Origin of the sequence: Proteus sp. PR00208 (genome assembly GCF_016238545.1) — a bacterium.
Taxonomy (GTDB): domain Bacteria; phylum Pseudomonadota; class Gammaproteobacteria; order Enterobacterales; family Enterobacteriaceae; genus Proteus.
In genome coordinates this window covers 45,393-65,971 of sequence record NZ_JAEHQE010000019.1, presented here as the reverse complement: position 1 = coordinate 65,971, position 20,579 = coordinate 45,393, and the positions used below count along the sequence as shown (strand labels likewise).

The window sequence follows — 20,579 nt, the reverse complement described above, 5'->3', positions numbered from 1 at the left end:
GTGTGAATTATACGTTCAACATTCTGAGAGTCAACGCTTTTTCAACGATATCAAACTATATGGTCAAAATATGGCAAGTATTCGACTGACAGATTGCTCTTGATCTGACAAAATAGACCAATACCGTAATTGAATAATTTGGATGTATAGATGTCAGCAAGAATTATAGATGGGAAATCGATTGCGCAGACCATCAGAAGCGAAGTTGCAGAAAAAGTAAAACAACGTATTAATGCAGGAAAACGAGCGCCGGGTTTAGCTGTTATTTTAGTGGGTGATAACCCAGCATCACAGATTTATGTTGGAAGTAAACGCCGCGCTTGTGAAGAAGTTGGCTTTATTTCTCGCTCTTATGATTTACCAGATACTACCAGTGAAGCTGATTTATTAAATCTGATCGACCAGCTTAATGAAGACAACACCATTGATGGTATCCTCGTTCAGCTCCCCTTACCTGCCGGAATTGATAATGTTAAGGTTTTAGAACGCATTCATCCTGATAAAGATGTCGATGGCTTTCACCCTTACAATATCGGCCGCCTATGCCAACGTGCACCTAAATTACGCCCTTGCACACCTCGCGGTATTGTCACTCTACTAGAGCGTTGTAATATTCCTATGAATGGCTTAAATGCCGTTATTATTGGTGCATCAAATATTGTTGGTCGCCCAATGAGCTTAGAGCTATTACTTGCGGGTTGTACAACAACAGTTACCCACCGTTTTACTAAAGATCTGCGTTTTCATGTTGAGCACGCGGATTTAGTCGTTGTGGCGGTAGGAAAACCTAACTTTATTCCTGGTGAGTGGATTAAACCGGGTGCAATCGTGATTGATGTCGGTATAAACCGTCTTGAAAGTGGTAAAGTTGTCGGAGATGTTGATTTTGAAGCAGCATCTCAACGTGCGGGCTGGATTTCTCCCGTCCCTGGTGGTGTAGGTCCAATGACAGTCGCCACACTTATTCAAAATACTTTGCAAGCATGCGAAGAATATCACGACCCTGAAACAGGAAATAATTAATCGATGGAAACATTTCAATTAGATGGGCACGACTATGTCGAGCTTTGTGATTTATTAAAACTTCAAGGTTGGACTGAGAGCGGAGCTGCTGCTAAAAGTGTCATTGCTGAAGGTTTGGTGAGTGTTGACGGTGAAGTTGAAACCCGTAAACGCTGTAAAATTGTTGCTGGAAAAATTGTCACCTTTGGTGAGTTTTCCGTTAGCGTCAGCAAATAATCAGCAAATTAATTAATATTGAAAAAGCGTCGCTATCTCAGCCTCGCTTTTTTTCTTTTTAACCCTTTTTTACCTTCAATGCGCTTTTTCTTCCTCTTTTTTCTTATTTATTCATATTAAAAAAAATAAATCAACATAACCTATTGAATAAAAACAAAATTATAAAATTTGATTTAATATATTTAAATTTAGATCATCATTTTTAAGCTTATCTATGGTTATAATCTCCTCTTGCAGTTCAGCAGATTGTACATTTTATAAAAAAATAGATAAAAAGAAGTGCTATAAGTTATTATTTTATATATGGATAACACTTTTTAACCATTACTGTAAAACTTCAGCAACAAACCTTTTTATTGATACTTTTATCCGTTTATTCATGTTTAAATGCACTAAAATGTGATTTAGATCTAATTTATTTCTACTTTCATTAGGCAAAAGAACATTGTTTGTACTAAATTACAGGTTATAATTTGAAACGATTCAGCTTAATGATACTATTTTAGTTGTTATTTTGTGATATTTAAGTTTTTTTGCCCTTTATCTAACAGGAGATTTTATGCTCGGCTTACCCACTCAAGGTATCTCTGTCTTTGCTAAATTACAGCAAAAATCGATGCCTGTTCTTTTATTTAAGGTAAGGAACTAGCATGAAACACAGAGTAGCAACCATCACACTTAACCCTGCATATGATCTTGTTGGTTTAAGTAATCCTATTGAACTTGGTGAAGTTAATCGTGTTAAAACGGCTGGCTTCCATGCTGCGGGCAAAGGCATCAATGTGGCTAAGGTTTTAAAAAGCCTTGGCGTTGATGTCACTGTTGGCGGTTTTTTAGGCAAAGAAAACCAAGATGGATTCCAAAAAGAATTTAGTGAATCTGGTATCGCTAATCGTTTTCAAATGGTTGAAGGTCGTACTCGTATTAATGTCAAACTCACAGAACCCAATGGCAAAGTGACTGACTTCAACTTTTCTGGTTTTGAAATCACAAAACAAGACTGGACTCGCTTTGTTAACGACACGCTAAGTTGGGCGGGTCAATTTGATATGATTTGTGTCAGTGGTAGTGTTCCTCCTAGCGTTGATCTCAATGATTTCACTGCATGGATGACTCGCTTGCGTAGCGAATGTATGTGTTTGATCTTCGATAGTAGCCGAGATGCTTTTGTCGCGGGATTAAAAGCCTCCCCTTGGCTTGTTAAACCTAATCATCATGAATTAGAAATTTGGGCAGGTAGACCCTTACCTGAACTTTCTGATGTTGTGCAAGCGGCACAAACATTACGTCAGCAAGGTATTGCTCACGTTGTGATTTCATTAGGTGAACAAGGCGCGATGTGGGTTAATGCATCGGGTGCATGGATGGCGAAACCACCTAAATGTGATGTTGTGAGTACAGTCGGAGCTGGAGATTCAATGGTTGGTGGCTTAATTTATGGTTTAATGATGCGACAAACCAGTGAACACACCTTACGTCTTGCTACTGCCGTTTCTGCACTTGCTGTAAGCCAAACCAATGTTGGTATTCATGATCGCGAACAATTAGCAAAAATGATGGCTGAAGTCGAATTAACCCCTCTAAAATTATAAGTAATAACACTCAGTGGTAAATTGAATAATATTAAGTAGAATTACCACTGCTTCAATTAAATATATTAACGCTAGGTTATAAAAAATCCAAAATAGAATCTCTTTAATTGATTAATATTTATTTATTATTAAATCAAACTTTATTTTTTCTATTTATTCGATAAACTTCACTTTAATAAAATTTAATAAAGATATTCTAAAGCCAATAAAAACTTATTTCTGTTTTTAGGAGAAGTTATGGAAAGGCCCATAGTACTTTTATGGATACAAGTTATTTCAGTATTATTTTTGGGTGTAAGTTTATTTATATTAGTTGCTGGGGCTCCGATTTATTTATTAGCAATGGCAATGGGTGGAGGCCAAACAATGCTAGTGGGATTGTTTATCATGCTGTGTCTAATTATAACAATGATAATGCAAGTTACAGTATGGATAAAACTAGCTAGAAATAGTAGAAATGCTTACTCTTTTTTAAAAATTTCATGGGTATGTTTATCTATTTCGCTCTTTTTTATACTTAGTATTTCGATGTCATTAACAAATATGTCTGAAGTTAGCTTTGTTGTTTTTTCTATTATCGTTATCTTAACACATCGACTCTTTTTCTCTGAAAATGTAATTGCTTATTTTGAAGATAAACAAAAAGATAGCGAAAGAGAAACAAGTATTATTAGTCAATAAGTTAATCATCAAACAAAAAAAATATCGGATATTAAATATCCGATATTTTTATATTAAACACGCATTAAGTGTTATTACTCAATTGTCGTATTAGTTATTACGACGCCAAACTGTTCCTTGAGGACTATCTTCTAAAACAATCCCCATCGCTGTTAACGCGTCACGAGCAACATCAGCTGCCGCCCAATCTTTATTTTTACGAGCATCATTACGCTGTTGAATTAATGATTCAATTTTTTCAACTTCACCAGCATCATCCGCTTTAGCACCACTTTGTAAGAAGTGCTCAGGCTCTTGCTCTAACAAACCTAATACTTTAGCAAGCTTACGTAACACTGCGGCTAAGCCATTCGCCGCATTCATATCAACCGATTTTAGACGATTAACTTCACGCGCTAAATCAAACAAGACTGAATAGGCTTCTGGTGTATTGAAATCATCGTTCATAGCGTCAATAAATTGCGCTTCAAACGCTTCGCCACCTACTGGTTGAGCATTTGCATCAGTGCCACGTAATGAAGTATAGAGGCGCTCTAATGCAGTACGAGCCTGTTTTAAGTTTTCTTCAGTGTAGTTAAGTTGGCTACGATAATGGCCTGATAATAAGAAGTAACGCACTGTTTCAGCATCGTAATAAGCCAATACATCACGAATAGTAAAAAAGTTATTAAGTGATTTAGACATTTTTTCTTTGTCTACCATCACCATACCAGAGTGCATCCAGTAATTAACATAAGGACCATCATGGGCACAAGTTGATTGCGCTATTTCATTTTCATGATGAGGGAACATTAAGTCTGAGCCGCCACCATGAATATCAAAATGATGTCCTAACTCTTTACCATTCATCGCAGAACATTCGATATGCCAACCAGGGCGACCGTCTCCCCACGGAGATTCCCAGCTTGGCTCACCCGGTTTGGACATTTTCCATAAGACGAAATCCATTGGATTGCGTTTTACGTTAGCCACTTCAACTCGAGCACCGGCTTGTAGTTGCTCTAAATCTTGGCGAGAAAGTAAGCCATAATCAGGATCAGTATCAATAGCAAACATGACATCGCCATTGTCAGCAACGTAAGCATGTCCACGTTTAATTAGCGCTTCTGTTAATTCAATAATTTCTGCAATATGGTGTGTTGCACGCGGCTCTGAATCAGGGCGAGCAATATTTAATGCATCAAAGTCTTTGTGCATTTCAGCTAACATACGAGTGGTTAATTGCTCACATGTTTCATTATTTTCAATCGCACGTTTGATGATTTTATCATCTACATCCGTTACGTTACGAACATAGTTAACATCGTATCCTAAGTAACGCAGATAACGGGTTATGGCATCAAAAGCCACAAATGTACGTCCATGACCAATATGGCATAAGTCATAAATAGTGATGCCACACACGTACATACCTATTTTTCCTGCATGGATAGGTTTAAATTCTTCTTTTTGGCGAGTGAGAGTATTAAAAATCTTTAGCATCAGTGGACGTTCCCGTTTTCAACTGTACGTGTTTATTACGTTTTTATATAAAAGAAAATAACAACTACTATAACATGATATTAATCAGGATATTGGATCTTGAAGGCAAAGCAAACTCAAGATTAAGGTTTTTATCTTACTCTGCTTAGCGCTTATTTTCACTGTTCAATCGTTGATAGCGAACAATCAAACTTCTATTATTTGGCTAAATTTTGGCGAAAAGTGTTTTTTCCTTCTATTACTGATTTATTTAGCAAGAAAAAGTAGAGCGAGAAAAAGATGCATACTGACTAAATTAGGCAACTGTGATATAAAAACGGGACTGTTGTTTATGCCCAAATCTGGGTAAAGCTAAAATTATATTAGGATCTGAATATGGTTACTTTTCATACCAATTACGGCGATATCGTGATTAATACATTTGCAGACAAAGCACCTGCAACCGTAGAAAATTTTTTAGACTACTGTAAAGAAGGATTCTACGATAACACTATTTTCCACCGTGTCATCAATGGTTTTATGATCCAAGGTGGTGGCTTTGAACCGGGTATGAACCAAAAAGCGACCAAAGCACCTGTAAGAAACGAAGCAAACAATGGCCTAGCAAACAACCGCGGTACATTAGCAATGGCTCGTACAAACGATCCACATTCTGCTACTGCTCAATTCTTTATCAACGTTGCAGACAACGATTTCTTAAACTTCCGTGCTGAAAACGCAAATGGTTGGGGATATTGTGTCTTTGCTGAAGTTGTTGAAGGCATGGACGTTGTTGATAAAATTAAAGCGGTTTCCACTGGTCGTAGTGGTTTCCACCAAGATGTTCCTCGTGAAGATATCATCATTAAAAGTGTCACGGTTAGCGAATAAGCCTCACTTTTTATGTGTACGCTTTTTATTGCAGACCTGCATCTAAGTGAACATGAACCGGCAATCACTGCCGGTTTTCTTCGCTTTTTAAAAGAACAAGCCATTCATGCAAAAGCACTTTATATCTTAGGTGACTTTTTTGATTTTTGGATAGGTGATGATGATCCCAATCCTTTACATCAACAAATTGCTCAAGCTCTGATGACGCTAAAAAAAGCAGGAGTGCCTTGCTATTTTATTCATGGAAATCGTGATTTTTTAATTGGCTCTCGTTTTGCAAAAGAGAGTGGTATCACCTTACTTCCACAAGAAAAAGTGCTCGAAATTGAACAGCACCGTATCTTAATTTTACATGGTGATACGCTTTGTACTGACGATGAAGCTTATCAACGCTATCGTAAAAAAGTACACAATAAATTTATTCAGCGCCTATTCTCACTACTGCCTCTATTTATTCGACTGCGTATCGCTGACAAAATGCGCTCACGTAGCCAGCACGAAAATCAGTACAAATCAGATGCCATTATGGATGTGAATCCACAGGCTGTGATAGATACTTTTAAACATTTTAATACAGAATGGATGATCCACGGTCATACGCATCGCCCAGCAATTCATACAGTCAACATTGATGACAAAATACATTATCGTGGTGTATTAGGTGCTTGGCATACTGAAGGTTCTATGTTTAAAGTGACTGCTGAAAAAATAGAATTGATTCATTTCCCCTTTTAAGTTGTTTCGCTTATTTTCTTCATAAAAAGGCTGTTTTTTCTTTACGCAAACGTTTTCCTGTACGTGTTAGCGTGATACTATCATGCTCAGTTTATTAGGCTATATCCGTTTATGCTTACAGGAGCAGTTAAGTAATGTCTTCTCAAGTTGGTCTAAATACCTCTTCCGCTCGTATCGCCATTGTAATGGGCTCTAAAAGTGACTGGGCAACAATGTCTCATGCCGCTGATGTACTAGACGCACTACAACTTCCTTATCATGTTGAGATTGTCTCTGCACACCGTACCCCTGATAAGCTGTTTAGCTTTGCAGAACAGGCAAAAAGTAATGGCTTTGATGTCATTATTGCAGGAGCGGGTGGTGCAGCCCATTTACCGGGTATGCTCGCAGCAAAAACACTCGTTCCTGTATTAGGTGTTCCTGTTCAAAGTGCAGCATTAAGCGGTGTTGATAGCCTTTACTCTATTGTGCAAATGCCAAAAGGTATTCCCGTAGGAACATTAGCAATTGGTAAAGCAGGTGCCGCCAATGCTGCTTTATTAGCCGCTCAAATTTTAGCGTTACACTCACCTGCTATTTTTGAAGCACTAACAGCATGGCGCACAGCACAAACTGACGATGTATTAAATAACCCAGATCCAAGGGAGGCACTATGAAGCCAGTTTGTGTTCTTGGAAATGGTCAATTAGGGCGAATGCTAAGACAAGCTGGTGAGCCTTTAGGAATTGCGGTTTATCCAGTAGGATTAGATGCAGAGCCTGAAGCTGTTCCCTATCAAAAAAGTATAATCACAGCTGAAATTGAGCGCTGGCCTGAAACTGCACTCACCAAAGAGTTAGAACGTCATACTAACTTTGTAAACCGTGATATTTTTCCATTACTTGCTGATAGATTGCCTCAAAAACAACTTCTCGATGAATTGGACTTAGCAACAGCACCTTGGCAACCATTAACGTCACCAACACAATGGTCTGATATCTTCGTTCAACTGGGTGATTTTATTATTGTAAAGCGCCGTATTGGTGGTTATGACGGCCGTGGTCAATGGCGCATTCATCCCGGTGAAGAACAGCAATTACCTGCTGAAATTTATGGTGAATGTATTGTTGAACAAGGTATTCCCTTTTCAGGTGAAGTTTCACTAGTGGGCGCGAGAAATAGCAATGGTGACTGTGTTTTTTATCCATTAACACACAATCTTCATCAAGATGGCATCTTACGCATGAGTGTTGCATTACCAACCCCTGCATCGGAACTACAACAATCAGCAGAAAAAATGCTAACTGCCATCCTTAATAAACTCAATTATGTTGGTGTAATGGCGATGGAGTGCTTTATCGTTGATAATAAATTACTTATTAACGAATTAGCTCCTCGAGTTCATAACAGTGGTCATTGGACACAAAATGGAGCCTCAATTAGCCAGTTTGAATTACATCTACGTGCAATTTTAGATTTACCCATGCCAAAACCTGAGGTTTGCCAACCGGCAGTCATGGTTAATTTGATTGGTACTGATGTCAATCCTCAATGGCTTTCATTGCCATTAGTTCATTTACATTGGTATGAAAAAGAAGTGCGCCCTGCACGTAAGGTTGGGCATCTCAATCTTGTGCACCGCGATAATCTCCCTCTGAAAGAGACACTCAAATCATTAAGCTCAATGCTCGATGATGCCTATCAGTACCCTATCAAATGGGCTTTAGAAAAATTAAGCTAGCAGTCCGACTCATAAAGTTAGAGAATAATAGCCTTTAAACGAACAGACCTCAGATAAAGAGGTCTGTTATTCGCTATTTTCTCCTGATTATTCAGGTTACTGCACCCATTTGATGGAGTCAGGATGCAAGTCAAGCAACAGATTTTTGGGCCCGCTTATCAGTGGAGTATGCTGATATTATTAGGTTTTGTGTATTTTTTAGCTACCGCAACCACATTTACCTCTTTAGGTGTTGTTCTTCCTAGTATGATAAACGAGCTAGAGTGGAACTGGACTCAAGCAGGCCTTGGCTTTACGTTATTAGGATTAACCTGCGGCCTTGCAAGTTTTTTACCTACATTACTTATCCGTAAATTAAGTGTTCGCCTTACACTACTTATTGGGTTGATCATTTTTGTCAGTGGTTTCTATTTTCTTTATGAAACATACACCATTGCACGTTATTTTCTTGGTACTGCACTGCTAGGTATTGGTTTTACGCTACTAGCTACTGTACCTGGCACTTATGTTATTTCTCGCTTATTTGAAAAACAGTCCTTTGCCTTTGGTGTCTATTTTACCATTGGTGGATTAGGTGGTGTTGCTGGACCTTGGATCTACTTTTTAGCAACCCATTTATGGCATACATGGCGAATGCACTGGCTTATTTCAGCAATCACACTCACTGTCGTTACTCTTCTCACCATTTTATTTTTACGCGAAGGTAGTAAAGAGCAAGAACACGCAAAAAAAATTAGCCAACTTCAAACCACAAAACGTATCTATCAAACTAAAGAGATTTGGACAGCTCGTCATGCTTTAAGAACATGGCAATTTTATGTTATTGCTGCGACTTACACGGCCTTTTTATGGTGTGGGATCACAGTCAATAGTTTTGCTGTTGCACATATTATTGAAAATGGTTTTGGTGAAACTATTGCCGCGACACTATTAAGTAGTATGGCATTTATCAATGCTTTCTCGCGCTTAGCGGGTGGAGCTATTGGTGAATGGTTAGAACCTAAAAAATTACTTATCGCAAGCTTAAGTATTATCATCATAGGGTTACTTGCGCTAAGTATGGCTAATTCTTGGGTTTACCTGATCTTATTTACGGTTTGTGTCGGTATTGGTTATGGCATGACATTTTTGGCATCAAGTATATTGCTTGCTAACTATTTTGGTCGCTCACCTTACCTTGAGCTATTTTCAGTGATGAATTTAATTTCAACACTGGCTTGTTTAGCTCCCTTCTTTGCTGGAGCAATCAAAGATATTTCAGGTAGTTTTACACCGGCATTCTTGATTTTAACCATACCTGTTTTACTGATTTTAGCGGTCACTCTGTTTATGAAACCACCCGTTTATCCTAAATTTCAGCATGCCAGTAAGCAGCAAGAAGAACCTAAAGTAACTAGGTAATTAAACCTATATAAAAGCATTTTCTAAGGAGATGTTAAGCTGATGAATGATGCATTAATAATAAAATACTCAATAGGTATAGGCATTGCTTTAGCCTGTTTTGTCGGTTTTTTCGTTGTATCTCTTTTTCATGATAAGAAGAAAAAGCGCCGTAGAAATATTATTATTCATATCAGCCAAGCGGTCTTTCTCTGTAGTTTAGTCATTATCTTAAGCCAATATTGTGAAATGGCTGTCGTTGATTTTAATCTCCATTTTATCTCTTTTAGGATGATTAATTTCTTTACCTATGTCGCTATCGCGTTAATTTTAATGCGTAAATTTTTCTTATTGATTAATTTATTAGAGAAATCACAAATTAATAAAGGGAGCGATCCTACTTCAGCTCGTATTATTTCCCGCATATTTAAAATCACCCTTTTCGTCATTATCATCTTACTGTTTGGTGAGCACTTTGGTATGAGCTTATCTGGTTTAATGACCTTTGGGGGATTAGGCGGTATTGCCATTGGTATGGCAAGCAAAGATGTGATGAGTAACCTTTTTTCAGGGGTGATGCTCTATTTTGATCGCCCTTTTAATATCGGGGATTGGGTACGTTCTCCTGATCGTAATATTGAAGGCACCGTGGTAGAAATCGGTTGGCGTATTACAAAAATCATTACCTTTGATCATCGCCCCCTTTACATTCCAAACTCTGTTTTTTCCTCTATTAGCGTAGAGAATCCCGGTAGAATGACCAATCGACGCATCGAAACAGAATTAGGTTTACGTTATGAAGATTCAGATAAAATAGGTGCCATTGTTGAGGACATTCGCACTATGCTGATGCAAAATGATAAAATTGACACTCAACAAACCTTATTAGTTTATTTTAATCAATTTGCAGACTCTTCACTCAATATCATGGTGTATTGTTTTACCAAAACGACAGTCTGGGCGCAGTGGCTTGAAGCTCAACAAGAAGTCTATTTGAAGATGATTGATATTGTGCATAAACATGGCGCTGATTTTGCTTTCCCATCTCAAACTGTTTATATCGAAAAGTCTTCACCTATCGCGCAATAATAGAAGATAGATAAGTTTATTTTCTCATAGACTTATCCATTCACCCACTTATTAAAATGGTGATTTATGCACTCAAAACGCATAAATCACCTTAGTTATCTTTTAATTTATTTCAATCACATTCACAACCACGTATATTGTTCGCCAATTCTTCCATTGATAAAAACGCGAGTATAATGAAAAAAATGAAGTTGGCATGTCACCCTACTCTTTCACACTATTTTTATTGTGAACGTCCGATAGTTGATATTGTTGATGCAAATTTAACGCAAGTATCAGCAGTAGTGTTGTCATTGTCAGATATTGAGTCTGGCGAATTAGATCGCATTTATCAAACAGGCTTTCAACTACCCGTATTTATTGCAGTTAATCTCAATGATGCAATCAATGCTGAATTGCTTAATCAGGTTTCAGGGGTTGTGATTACGGATAAAAGTGCACATCAAAAAAATAGTACGTTAATTAATAAAGCGGCACAGCAATATGAAGAGAGTCTGACCACACCATTTTTTTCACGCTTAGTGAATTATGTTGCCGAAAAGAACGTCGCTTTTGATTGCCCAGGTCATCAAGGCGGGGAATTTTTTCGTCGTCATCCTGTTGGCGAACAGTTTTATCAATATTTTGGTGAGAATCTATTTCGCTCTGATCTCTGTAATGCTGATGTGGCAATGGGTGATTTGCTTATTCATGAAGGAGCACCTTATGATGCCCAAACTTTTGCAGCGCAAGTGTTTAATGCCGATAAAACCTACTTTGTTTTAAATGGAACATCCTCTTCTAATAAAGTTGCTTTAAATGCCTTATTGGCACCAAATGATTTAGTGCTATTTGATAGAAATAACCATAAATCCAATCATCATGGCGCACTAATTCAAGCAGGAGCAACACCTGTTTATTTAGAGACGGCTCGCAATCCCTTTGGCTTTATTGGTGGCATTGATGCTCATTGCTTTGAAGAGCACTATTTACGCCAACAAATTGCAGAAATTGCGCCAGAACGCCAATTCGATAAACGCCCATTCCGTTTAGCGGTTATTCAACTGGGCACTTATGACGGTACGATTTACAACGCAAGGCAAGTGGTTGATAAAATAGGTCATCTTTGTGATTATATTTTATTTGATTCTGCATGGGTGGGCTATGAACAATTTATTCCAATGATGAAACAGTGTTCGCCTTTGTTACTAACGCTTAATAAAGACGATCCTGGTATTCTCGTTACTCAATCAGTTCATAAGCAATTAGCTGGATTTTCACAAACCTCACAGATACATAAAAAAGATGCTCACCTTAAAGGGCAATCACGTTATGTTAATCATAAACGTATGAATAATGCTTTTATGATGCATGCATCTACCAGCCCATTTTATCCCCTTTTTGCGGCTCTTGATGTCAATGCAAAAATGCATTCTGGCAAAAGTGGTGAAGCAATGTGGATGAGTTGCGTAAAACAAGGCATTGAAGCCCGTAAATCATTACTAAAACAGTGCCAATTTATTAAGCCTTTTATTCCTGAAATCATCGATGGAATTGCTTGGCAAGATCACGACACAGATGAAATCGCTCACGATCAGCGTTTTTTCAATTTTATTCCTAATGATAATTGGCATTCATTTGAAGGTTACGCCGCCAATCAATATTTTGTTGATCCTTGCAAATTAATGCTTACAACGCCAGGGATCGATCCTCATACAGGGGAATATGAACCTTTTGGTGTGCCTGCATCTATTTTGGCAAGTTATCTACGTGAACACGGCGTTATTCCTGAAAAAAGCGACCTCAATTCAATCTTATTTTTGCTGACTCCCGCAGAGCATCAAGCGAAGTTTGAGCGCTTAATTTCTTTGATTGTTCAATTTGAAAAGCACTTAGTTGAAGATGTGCCATTAGAACAAATATTGCCTTCTGTTTGTCGTCAATATCCATCTCGTTATCAGGGTTATACATTGCGCCAACTCTGTCAGGAAATGCATGATATTTGTGTCAGATACAATATCAAGTTACTGCAAAAACAGATGTTTAGAAAAAGTCACTTTCCTAAGCGAGCACTAAGTCCACAACAAGCTAATATTGAGTTTGTTCGTGGTAATATTGAATTGTTACCTTTAAATAAATTAGCAGGCCGAATTGCTGCTGAAGGTGCTTTACCTTATCCGCCGGGTGTTTTATGTGCTGTACCTGGTGAAATTTGGGATGGTGCTGTTTTACGTTATTTTCAGGCTCTTGAAGTCACTATTAATCAACTTCCAGGCTTTTCAACTGAACTTCAAGGGGTTTATATTTATGATGAAAATGATGGCAATAAGCGAATTTATACTTATGTTATAAAAGAATAATTATCTTATCTTTCCCTATAAAAAATGCTGATGTTTAATAACATCAGCATTTTATTTAACTCTATTTATAAGCCTTATTTATTTCAACTATTCGCCTTGAATTCGTCGATACTGCCCTTTATCTTGCAACAGCCTGACGCCTAATATACTGCCACATAATGAAAGTAATAATGCCGCAACAATAGGTACGGTGATCCACATTCCCCATTGTGGTTGCCAAGGGAAATCAAACACCGATATTTGTAATAAGCTTAATGCGACCTCAGCACCAATCGCCGCAGCTAATCCCGCCATTAAACCTAATAATGCAAATTCAGCCCAAAGAGTCCGTCTTAATAATGATTTACTAGCACCTAATGTTCGATACACCACCAGCTCAATGCGTCGTTGTGTCATTCCTACCTGAATTTGAGCAACTAACAATAACGCACCACAAATCATGACTAATCCAACCATAATCTCTAATGCTCGACTGACTTGCTGTAAGATTTGTTGAACTTGCTGAATTAATGCGCCTGTATCTAACACGCTTACGGTTGGAAATTGCCGATTAAGCGCAGTAATTAATGTGCCTTCACCATTGTAATAAAAGCTACTCATCCATTTTTCCGGCTGATTACTTAATCCTTCTTCAGAGAAAATAAAGAAGAAATTAGGGCGCATATTCTCCCAATCAACATGGCGAATACTCGTAACAATGGACTTAAATTCACGAGTATCACCGACAAATGTTAGTTCATCACCCAACTTGATTTCGAGTTGCTCTGCAACGCCTTGATCAAGAGAAACACCATTACCGACAGGTGGCCAAGTTCCTTCAACAATGACGTTATCTTTAGGTAATTCACTGTGCCACGTTAAGTTAAGCTCACGACGAACCGTATTATTGCCAGCATCACGTTTATCAGCCCACTCTTTGGCATTATGTTCATTAACCTGTGTTAAACGCGCTAATACCACAGGGAATGCATCCGTAGGTTCAACCTTATATTGTGCCAATAAGGTATTAATTTCTTGAACTTGAGGTGCAGACATATTGATTAGAAAATAGTTAGGACTATCTTCGGGTAATTGCTTTTGCCATTTTTCCAGTAAATCACCTTGAATAAGGACTAAAAGCGTTAACAACATAAATGAAAGTGCGAAAGCAGCAAGCTGAGTCATCGTTTGAAAAGGTTGTCGCAATAAACGAGTTACTGCTAAACGCGCACTGAGTTGGCGAAATTTAAACTGCTTTAATACCCATAATCCTAACCAACCAATTATTCCAAGTAAAAAAGCAATAACAACAACACCAAATAGAATTGACCAGAGTAAGACGCCTGTTCCCGCAAAAAGCGTTAAAGCACCGACAATAATTAAGCCCACTATCGGTAAATAATAACGAAGAGGCCATATAGGGGCCGTAGTATCACTTCTTAATACTCGAGAAGGTTGTGTTGCCATTAATTGATAGTAAGGCCTTAATCCTGTTAATAAAGCAATTAACAGTAAAGAGCCCACAGACCATATCCATGGCAAAAAGCTCGCCTCAGGCAAACTTTTTGGTAAGACTGGCGCTAAAATTTGTAGCAGTATTGCCTCAAAAACAAGCCCGACTAATGAGCCAACAATAATTGCGCCAATGAGGATCACTCCCCATTGTCCAACAATCCACTTTCTCAATGCACGTTTATCTGCACCTAACGTTTTTAATACCGCAATTAAAGTATGACGACTACGGCAATAATGAGCCATTGAAACGGCAACTGCCGATATAGCAAGCAATAACGTTAATAGCGCTGAAAGCAAAAGAAAGTTTTTCGCACGCTCCATTGATTGTGAAAGTGCTCCACTATCTTGTTTTAAACTATTCCAACGCTGATCGGGTTTTAATAGTGGGTCGAAGCGTTGCTGATAACTATCAATTACAGACTCATTACCTGCAAACATATAGCGATAAGTCAGACGGCTTCCGGGTTGCACTGCTCCAGTTGCTTCAACATCATCAAGATTAATTAAAATACGGGGGGCGATTTGAAAAGGATTGAACCCGCTGTCTGGCTCTTGAATTAATACACCACCAATAGTAAATGAGGCATCGCCTACATCAATTTTATCGCCAACTTTTATATCAAGTAATTCAAGTAATCTGGCACCAACAAGTGCAGTTCCTTTTTCAGGTTTTAACCCTGCGGGCTCTGTTTCTAACTCACCATACAGTGGATATAATTTATCCACAGCTTTCACCAACGCAAGCTGAGGTGTATCGCCTTCAGGAGCATAAGACATCGTGGTAAATTGCATTTGGCGACTGAGAGTTAACCCTTCCTTATTCGCCTCTGTAAGCCAGTTTTCATCAACGGGATAAGATGCACGTAAGACTAAATCGCCAGCAATTAAATCACGACTTTGAGCGTAAATACTTTTATCAATGCGATCACCTATACGCCCTAAAGCAAGCACACAAGCAACCGCTAGCGCTAAAGAGAGCCAAACAATTAATAGTGCAGGAGAACGCCATTCACGCCAAAACCAACGCCAAATCATGACTCCTCCTTAAGTTGTCCATCTACTAATCGTAATCGTCTTTGGCAACGAGCTGCCAGCTCATTATCATGAGTCACTAAAATTAAGGTTGTTGCATAATCTCGGTTAAGAGAGAACAGCAAGTCAGCAATTTTATCGCCTGTTTTACGATCAAGATTCCCTGTTGGCTCATCAGCAAAAAGAATAGCTGGCTGAGTACAAAATGCTCTTGCTAATGCAACGCGTTGTTGCTCACCACCAGACAGTTGTGCTGGCATATGGTATAAACGTTCGCCTAATCCTAACAGCTTAAGTAAATCAACTGCACGCGCATGACTGTGCTTTTCTGATTCGCCTTTTAATAATGCGGGCAACTGCACATTTTCAAGTGCATTCAATGTTGGGATCAACATAAATGATTGAAAAACAAAACCAACATGTTGAGCGCGTAATTTAGCTCGCTCTTCTTCATTCATTTTTGTGAGATCTTCACCCATTAAATGCACGCGGCCAGAACTACCATCATCTAATCCAGCAATGATCCCTAACAGGGTCGATTTACCCGATCCTGACTCACCGATTAACGCAATTGTTTGTGCAGGCTCGACAACTAACTCAACACCCTGCAATATAGAGATCTGACTATCACCTTGTCCTACTTGTTTGGTTAACCGATGAACTTCAAGAACCTTTTCCGTCGACATACATTTTTCCTTATCGTTATGATGATGTTTAGCTTTAAGGCAATTGCTGCTGATACCTTTTTAATCTTTGGTGACAGCTTGAGTGCAGGATATCGTCTTCCAATTGAAAGTGCATGGCCACAACGCCTTGCTGATAAATGGAAAACAACCTACCCTGAAATTAATGTTGTTAATGCAAGTATTAGTGGTGAAACTGCCTTTCAGGGGAAAAATAGGCTTCCTGATTTATTAAAACAGCATCAACCTCGTTGGGTTTTAATTGAATTAGGTGCAAATGATGGCTTACAGGGATACCCTGTTGCACAAACAAAAGAGGCATTACAAAACATCATTACACAAGTAAAAGATGCCGGTGCAACGCCACTTTTTATGCAAATAATGATTTCACCTAATTATGGTAAACGTTATACACAATCATTTTCAGCGATCTATCCAAAACTCGCTGAAGATAATGCGCTTCCTCTACTTCCTTTTTATATGGAGCAAATCGCTGATAAGCCTGAGTGGATGCAAAATGACAGCATACACCCCAATGAAGATGCTCAGCCTTTTATCGCTCAGTGGATGGATGAAACATTATCCCCTTACTTAACACGTTAGACTATTCTGACAGTAGTTGACGTAGATTAAACGAGATTAATTGTAAAATTATGCAAAAAACGGTATTGATTACAGGAAGTTCCAGTGGAATAGGGCTCTGTGCCGCCAAAGCACTAAAGAAAAGAGGCTATCGAGTTCTTGCGGCTTGCCGTAAAGGTGAAGACCTTGAACGCATGGAAACACTGGGATTAGAACCTATTCATCTTGATCTTGATAATCCAAAAAGTGTTGAAAATGCGGCACTAGAAGTTATTCGCCTAACAAATGGTCGTTTATATGGATTATTTAATAATGGCGGATTTGGTGTTTATGGTCCATTAGATGCCATTACTCGTCCACAAATGGAAAAACAGTTTTCTACTAATTTTTTTGGTTTACATCAGCTGACTACATTACTTCTACCAGCAATGTTACCGCACGGTGAAGGCAGAATTATTCAAACGAGCTCTGTAATGGGGATTATCTCAACACCCGGTCGAGGTGCTTACGCAGCGAGTAAGTATGCTGTAGAAGCATGGTCTGACGCATTAAGAATGGAAATTGCTCACACTGGTGTCAAGGTGAGTTTAATAGAGCCTGGTCCAATACGTACTTGCTTCACCGAGAATGTTGCTCAAGCAGAAAAAGATAAACCAGTAAAAAATCCTGGGATTGCGAGTCGTTTCACACTAACGCCTGAAGATGTAGTGAAAAAGCTTATTCATGCTTTAGAAAGCCCAAAACCTAAGATACGTTATCCCGTAACCCTATTAACTTATGCTGTCAAAATACTAAAACGCTTTCTACCTGACACACTAATGGATGTAATTTTAAGTCGCCAAAGTGGCAAGGCTTGATTTTTCGGGTTTCACCCTTACTTATTAATAAAATAGCTTTATAAATCGCATCTATATTTAAAACTCTCAAAAAGGGGCAAGTTAATGTTAGCAACTGCACATATTGTTGATGTAAATGAATCAAATATTCAACAAGTTATAGAACAATCGATGACTAAACCGGTCATGATGTATTTCTATTCAGAACGTAGCCCTCATTGTGCAGAGCTTGGCGCAACATTAGATAAACTGGCAGCCGAATTTGCTGATCAATTTATTTTAGCTAAATTGGATTGTGATGTTGAACAAATGATTGCCTCACAATTTGGTCTACGTGCTATTCCAACTGTTTATATTTTACAAGAAGGTCGCCCAGTTGATGGCTTCCAAGGCCCTCAACCTGAAGAAGCAATTCGCCAAGTGTTAGCAAATGTATTACCCAAACCAGAAGAATTAAAAGCGGCACAAGCGGCGCAATTACTTTCTGAAGGAAAAGCCGAGGAAGCTCTACCTTTGCTTAAAGAAGCCCATCAACTCGCACCTAAAAACAGTGAAATTACCCTTGCGTTAGCGGGTGCTTTAATTTCTTTAAATAAAAATGAAGAAGCTCAAACGCTGTTAATTACCATCCCATTACAAGATCAAGATAGTTACTACCATAGTTTGTTAGCGCAAATTGAATTACAAAAACAGGCTGCTGATACGCCTGAAATCCAACAATTGCAGAGCGATTTTAATCAACAACCTGAAAATACCAATCTTGCCATTCAACTTGCACTAAAATTACATGAAGTTGCTCGTAATGAAGAAGCGTTAGAGTTGCTATTTAGCTTTATCAAAAAAGATCTAAATGCAGGTGATGGGCAAGTTAAGAAAACCCTGATGGATATTCTATCAGCCTTAGGTACTAATGATAATTTGGCGTCTAAATATCGTCGTATGGTGTATTCTTTACTTTATTAATTTTATTTTCTTATTCAAGCAGACTTAGGACAGGTATATGGAAATAGTCATTGGTATTATCATCTTATTCGCTATTATTTTAGTTTTATGTGGTGTTAAAACCGTTCCACAAGGTTATCAGTGGACTGTCGAACGTTTTGGTCGTTACACTCGAACTCTGACTCCAGGACTCCAAATTCTCGTGCCATTTGTTGATCGTATTGGTCGCCGTATCAATATGATGGAACAAGTACTGGATATTCCTTCTCAAGAAGTCATTTCTCGTGATAACGCCAACGTCAGCATTGATGCAGTCTGCTTTATTCAAGTTATCGATCCTGTAAAAGCCGCGTATGAAGTTAATAACCTTGAACTTGCGATTATTAACTTAACACTCACTAATATTCGTACGGTGTTAGGCTCAATGGAACTTGATGAAATTCTTTCTCAACGTGACCAAATCAATAGCCGCCTTTTACTGATTGTTGATGATGCAACAAACCCTTGGGGTATCAAAATTACCCGTATTGAAATTCGTGATGTCCGCCCACCAAAAGAATTGATTTCTGCAATGAATGCGCAGATGAAAGCTGAACGTACTAAACGTGCCGACATTCTTGAAGCTGAAGGTATTCGTCAAGCGGCTATCTTAAAGGCTGAAGGTGAGAAACAAGGACAAATACTGAAAGCAGAAGGTGAGCGCCAATCTGCGTTCTTACAAGCAGAAGCCCGTGAACGTGCGGCAGAAGCAGAAGCCAAAGCAACACAAATGGTATCTGAGGCCATTGCAAAAGGTGATATGCAAGCAATTAACTACTTTGTTGCTCAAAAATATACTGATGCACTGTCTCAAATTGGTTCAGCTAATAACAGTAAAGTTATTATGATGCCATTAGAAGCAAGTAATCTCATGGGTGCGATTGGCGGTATTTCTGAATTACTCAATACCAAAAAAAGTGACTCTGGCAACAAGAGCAATTAATTATGATTGAATGGATTAGTGCTCAACCTGCACTTTTCTGGCTTTGTCTTGGTGGCTTGCTGTTAATTACAGAAATGTTAGGAACAGCAGGATACCTTTTATGGTCAGGAATGGCGGCTCTGTGTGTATCGTTGATCACATGGATATTGCCTATTAGCTGGCCTATTCAAGGTATTTTATTTGCGATATTAACAGTTATTAGTGCTTTACTTTGGCACCTTTGGCTTAAACGCAGAAAACTATCAAAAGAAGCTGAAAACTTAAATCAGAAAACGCATCAACTGATTGGTGTTCATGCTGTTTTATTATCAGATACTGAAAATGGTTTTAGTCGCGTAAAATTAGCTGATGGCAGTTGGCGTGTTTATTCAGACACGCCATTACTTGCTGGCGATAAGGTAACAGTAACCGCAATTGATGGTATTACCTTACAAGTGATTGCGCTTAAATCGGCTGTTTCTGGTGATGACAACACCCTGACAAATGATTGATGATGGGGCAATCTGCACCATCATCTCCGGGGCACTCGCTGGCTAATAACAGTAATCGCTGGCGAATGGCATTAAGCTCATTAATTGTTTTCTCAATTTCGGCCACTTTTTTTAAGGTGGCTTCTTTCACGTCAGCACTATGACGTGAAGGATTTCTTAGCAACATCAATAAAGCACGGCACTCTTCTAAATTAAAGCCCACCTCTCGTGCTTGTCGTAATAATGTCAACTCTTCGATATGTTGAGCCTGATAATAGCGATAGCCGTTTTCACCTCTTCCCGGTGGCGTTATCAAGTCTTTTTCTTCATAAAACCGAATAGCTTTAGCTGTTAATCCTGTTTTATTTGCGATTTCACTAATATTCAAAATTCCCCCTTGACCTTCCCCTTGCGGAAAGGTTTAGCCTTTA

Annotated in this window: 20 protein-coding genes; 16 read left to right on the top strand and 4 right to left on the bottom strand. The window is 38.6% G+C overall.

Translation table 11 applies throughout. The features are described 5' to 3' along the window. Positions 1 to 150 precede the first annotated feature (150 nt). From folD to JEP36_RS13410, 4 genes are all read left to right on the top strand, one after another. Positions 151 to 1,023, top strand: a complete 873-nt coding sequence (folD, locus tag JEP36_RS13425) for a bifunctional methylenetetrahydrofolate dehydrogenase/methenyltetrahydrofolate cyclohydrolase FolD (RefSeq protein ID WP_099074709.1) — start codon at positions 151 to 153, stop codon at positions 1,021 to 1,023. Positions 1,024 to 1,026: 3 nt separating this feature from the next. Beyond that, positions 1,027 to 1,239 (top strand): ribosome-associated protein YbcJ, encoded by a 213-nt coding sequence (gene ybcJ, locus JEP36_RS13420; protein WP_109371317.1) that lies wholly within the window; start codon positions 1,027 to 1,029, stop codon positions 1,237 to 1,239. Positions 1,240 to 1,889: 650 nt separating this feature from the next. After that, positions 1,890 to 2,831: a 1-phosphofructokinase gene (gene fruK, locus JEP36_RS13415; RefSeq protein WP_196533997.1), complete on the top strand. Its 942-nt coding sequence runs from the start codon at positions 1,890 to 1,892 to the stop codon at positions 2,829 to 2,831. 237 nt (positions 2,832 to 3,068) lie between these two features. Then, the gene (locus JEP36_RS13410; protein WP_109371321.1) at positions 3,069 to 3,512 is read left to right on the top strand and encodes a hypothetical protein; all 444 of its coding nucleotides are present in this window, start codon (positions 3,069 to 3,071) and stop codon (positions 3,510 to 3,512) included. A gap of 90 nt (positions 3,513 to 3,602) precedes the next feature. Here the strand turns inward: JEP36_RS13410 and cysS are convergent, their stop codons facing one another. After that, a complete protein-coding gene (gene cysS / locus JEP36_RS13405) occupies positions 3,603 to 4,994 on the bottom strand; it encodes a cysteine--tRNA ligase (protein ID WP_198620840.1) in 1,392 nt (463 codons plus the stop codon). Positions 4,995 to 5,369: 375 nt separating this feature from the next. Between cysS and ppiB the strand changes: the two genes are divergently transcribed. From ppiB to JEP36_RS13370, 7 genes are all read left to right on the top strand, one after another. Then, entirely contained in the window at positions 5,370 to 5,864 is a 495-nt protein-coding gene (ppiB, locus tag JEP36_RS13400; protein WP_036934689.1) for a peptidylprolyl isomerase B, read from the top strand. 12 nt (positions 5,865 to 5,876) lie between these two features. Beyond that, on the top strand, positions 5,877 to 6,599 hold the full coding sequence (locus JEP36_RS13395) for a UDP-2,3-diacylglucosamine diphosphatase (RefSeq protein WP_100160151.1): 723 nt from the start codon (positions 5,877 to 5,879) through the stop codon (positions 6,597 to 6,599). A gap of 134 nt (positions 6,600 to 6,733) precedes the next feature. Then, positions 6,734 to 7,255, top strand: a complete 522-nt coding sequence (purE, locus tag JEP36_RS13390; RefSeq protein ID WP_196533995.1) for a 5-(carboxyamino)imidazole ribonucleotide mutase — start codon at positions 6,734 to 6,736, stop codon at positions 7,253 to 7,255. Then, entirely contained in the window at positions 7,252 to 8,319 is a 1,068-nt protein-coding gene (gene purK / locus JEP36_RS13385) for a 5-(carboxyamino)imidazole ribonucleotide synthase (protein ID WP_198630338.1), read from the top strand. Before purE ends, purK begins: the two co-directional genes overlap by 4 nt. Before the next feature lie 123 nt (positions 8,320 to 8,442). Then, positions 8,443 to 9,720, top strand: a complete 1,278-nt coding sequence (locus JEP36_RS13380) for an MFS transporter (protein ID WP_109371331.1) — start codon at positions 8,443 to 8,445, stop codon at positions 9,718 to 9,720. A gap of 42 nt (positions 9,721 to 9,762) precedes the next feature. Further along, the gene (locus tag JEP36_RS13375; protein ID WP_109371333.1) at positions 9,763 to 10,788 is read left to right on the top strand and encodes a mechanosensitive ion channel family protein; all 1,026 of its coding nucleotides are present in this window, start codon (positions 9,763 to 9,765) and stop codon (positions 10,786 to 10,788) included. A gap of 176 nt (positions 10,789 to 10,964) precedes the next feature. Then, on the top strand, positions 10,965 to 13,127 hold the full coding sequence (locus JEP36_RS13370; protein ID WP_198630337.1) for an ornithine decarboxylase: 2,163 nt from the start codon (positions 10,965 to 10,967) through the stop codon (positions 13,125 to 13,127). A gap of 87 nt (positions 13,128 to 13,214) precedes the next feature. On the opposite strand, the gene ybbP is transcribed toward JEP36_RS13370, so the two are convergent. Together ybbP and ybbA are read right to left on the bottom strand one after the other, a co-directional pair. Then, complete coding sequence (gene ybbP, locus JEP36_RS13365; protein WP_198630336.1) at positions 13,215 to 15,656, bottom strand: putative ABC transporter permease subunit YbbP; 2,442 nt, start codon at positions 15,654 to 15,656, stop codon at positions 13,215 to 13,217. Then, positions 15,653 to 16,339 (bottom strand): putative ABC transporter ATP-binding protein YbbA, encoded by a 687-nt coding sequence (ybbA, locus tag JEP36_RS13360; RefSeq protein WP_198620844.1) that lies wholly within the window; start codon positions 16,337 to 16,339, stop codon positions 15,653 to 15,655. The genes ybbP and ybbA overlap by 4 nt, the downstream gene beginning before the upstream one ends. Between ybbA and tesA the strand changes: the two genes are divergently transcribed. The 5 genes from tesA (at position 16,310) to JEP36_RS13335 (ending at position 20,169) form a co-directional block, all read left to right on the top strand. Then, positions 16,310 to 16,939 (top strand): multifunctional acyl-CoA thioesterase I/protease I/lysophospholipase L1, encoded by a 630-nt coding sequence (gene tesA / locus JEP36_RS13355; RefSeq protein WP_109371341.1) that lies wholly within the window; start codon positions 16,310 to 16,312, stop codon positions 16,937 to 16,939. The two genes, ybbA and tesA, sit on opposite strands and share 30 nt — an antisense overlap. A gap of 50 nt (positions 16,940 to 16,989) precedes the next feature. Further along, entirely contained in the window at positions 16,990 to 17,775 is a 786-nt protein-coding gene (locus tag JEP36_RS13350; RefSeq protein WP_198630335.1) for an SDR family oxidoreductase, read from the top strand. Between the two features lie 84 nt (positions 17,776 to 17,859). Then, entirely contained in the window at positions 17,860 to 18,717 is an 858-nt protein-coding gene (locus tag JEP36_RS13345) for a co-chaperone YbbN (protein WP_196533989.1), read from the top strand. Positions 18,718 to 18,754: 37 nt separating this feature from the next. Next, positions 18,755 to 19,678 (top strand): SPFH domain-containing protein, encoded by a 924-nt coding sequence (locus JEP36_RS13340; protein ID WP_088494787.1) that lies wholly within the window; start codon positions 18,755 to 18,757, stop codon positions 19,676 to 19,678. Positions 19,679 to 19,680: 2 nt separating this feature from the next. Next, entirely contained in the window at positions 19,681 to 20,169 is a 489-nt protein-coding gene (locus JEP36_RS13335) for an NfeD family protein (protein ID WP_160230618.1), read from the top strand. Here JEP36_RS13335 and cueR read toward each other — a convergent pair. Continuing rightward, on the bottom strand, positions 20,123 to 20,536 hold the full coding sequence (gene cueR / locus JEP36_RS13330; RefSeq protein ID WP_109371351.1) for a Cu(I)-responsive transcriptional regulator: 414 nt from the start codon (positions 20,534 to 20,536) through the stop codon (positions 20,123 to 20,125). The two genes, JEP36_RS13335 and cueR, sit on opposite strands and share 47 nt — an antisense overlap. Between the last annotated feature and the right edge of the window lie 43 nt (positions 20,537 to 20,579).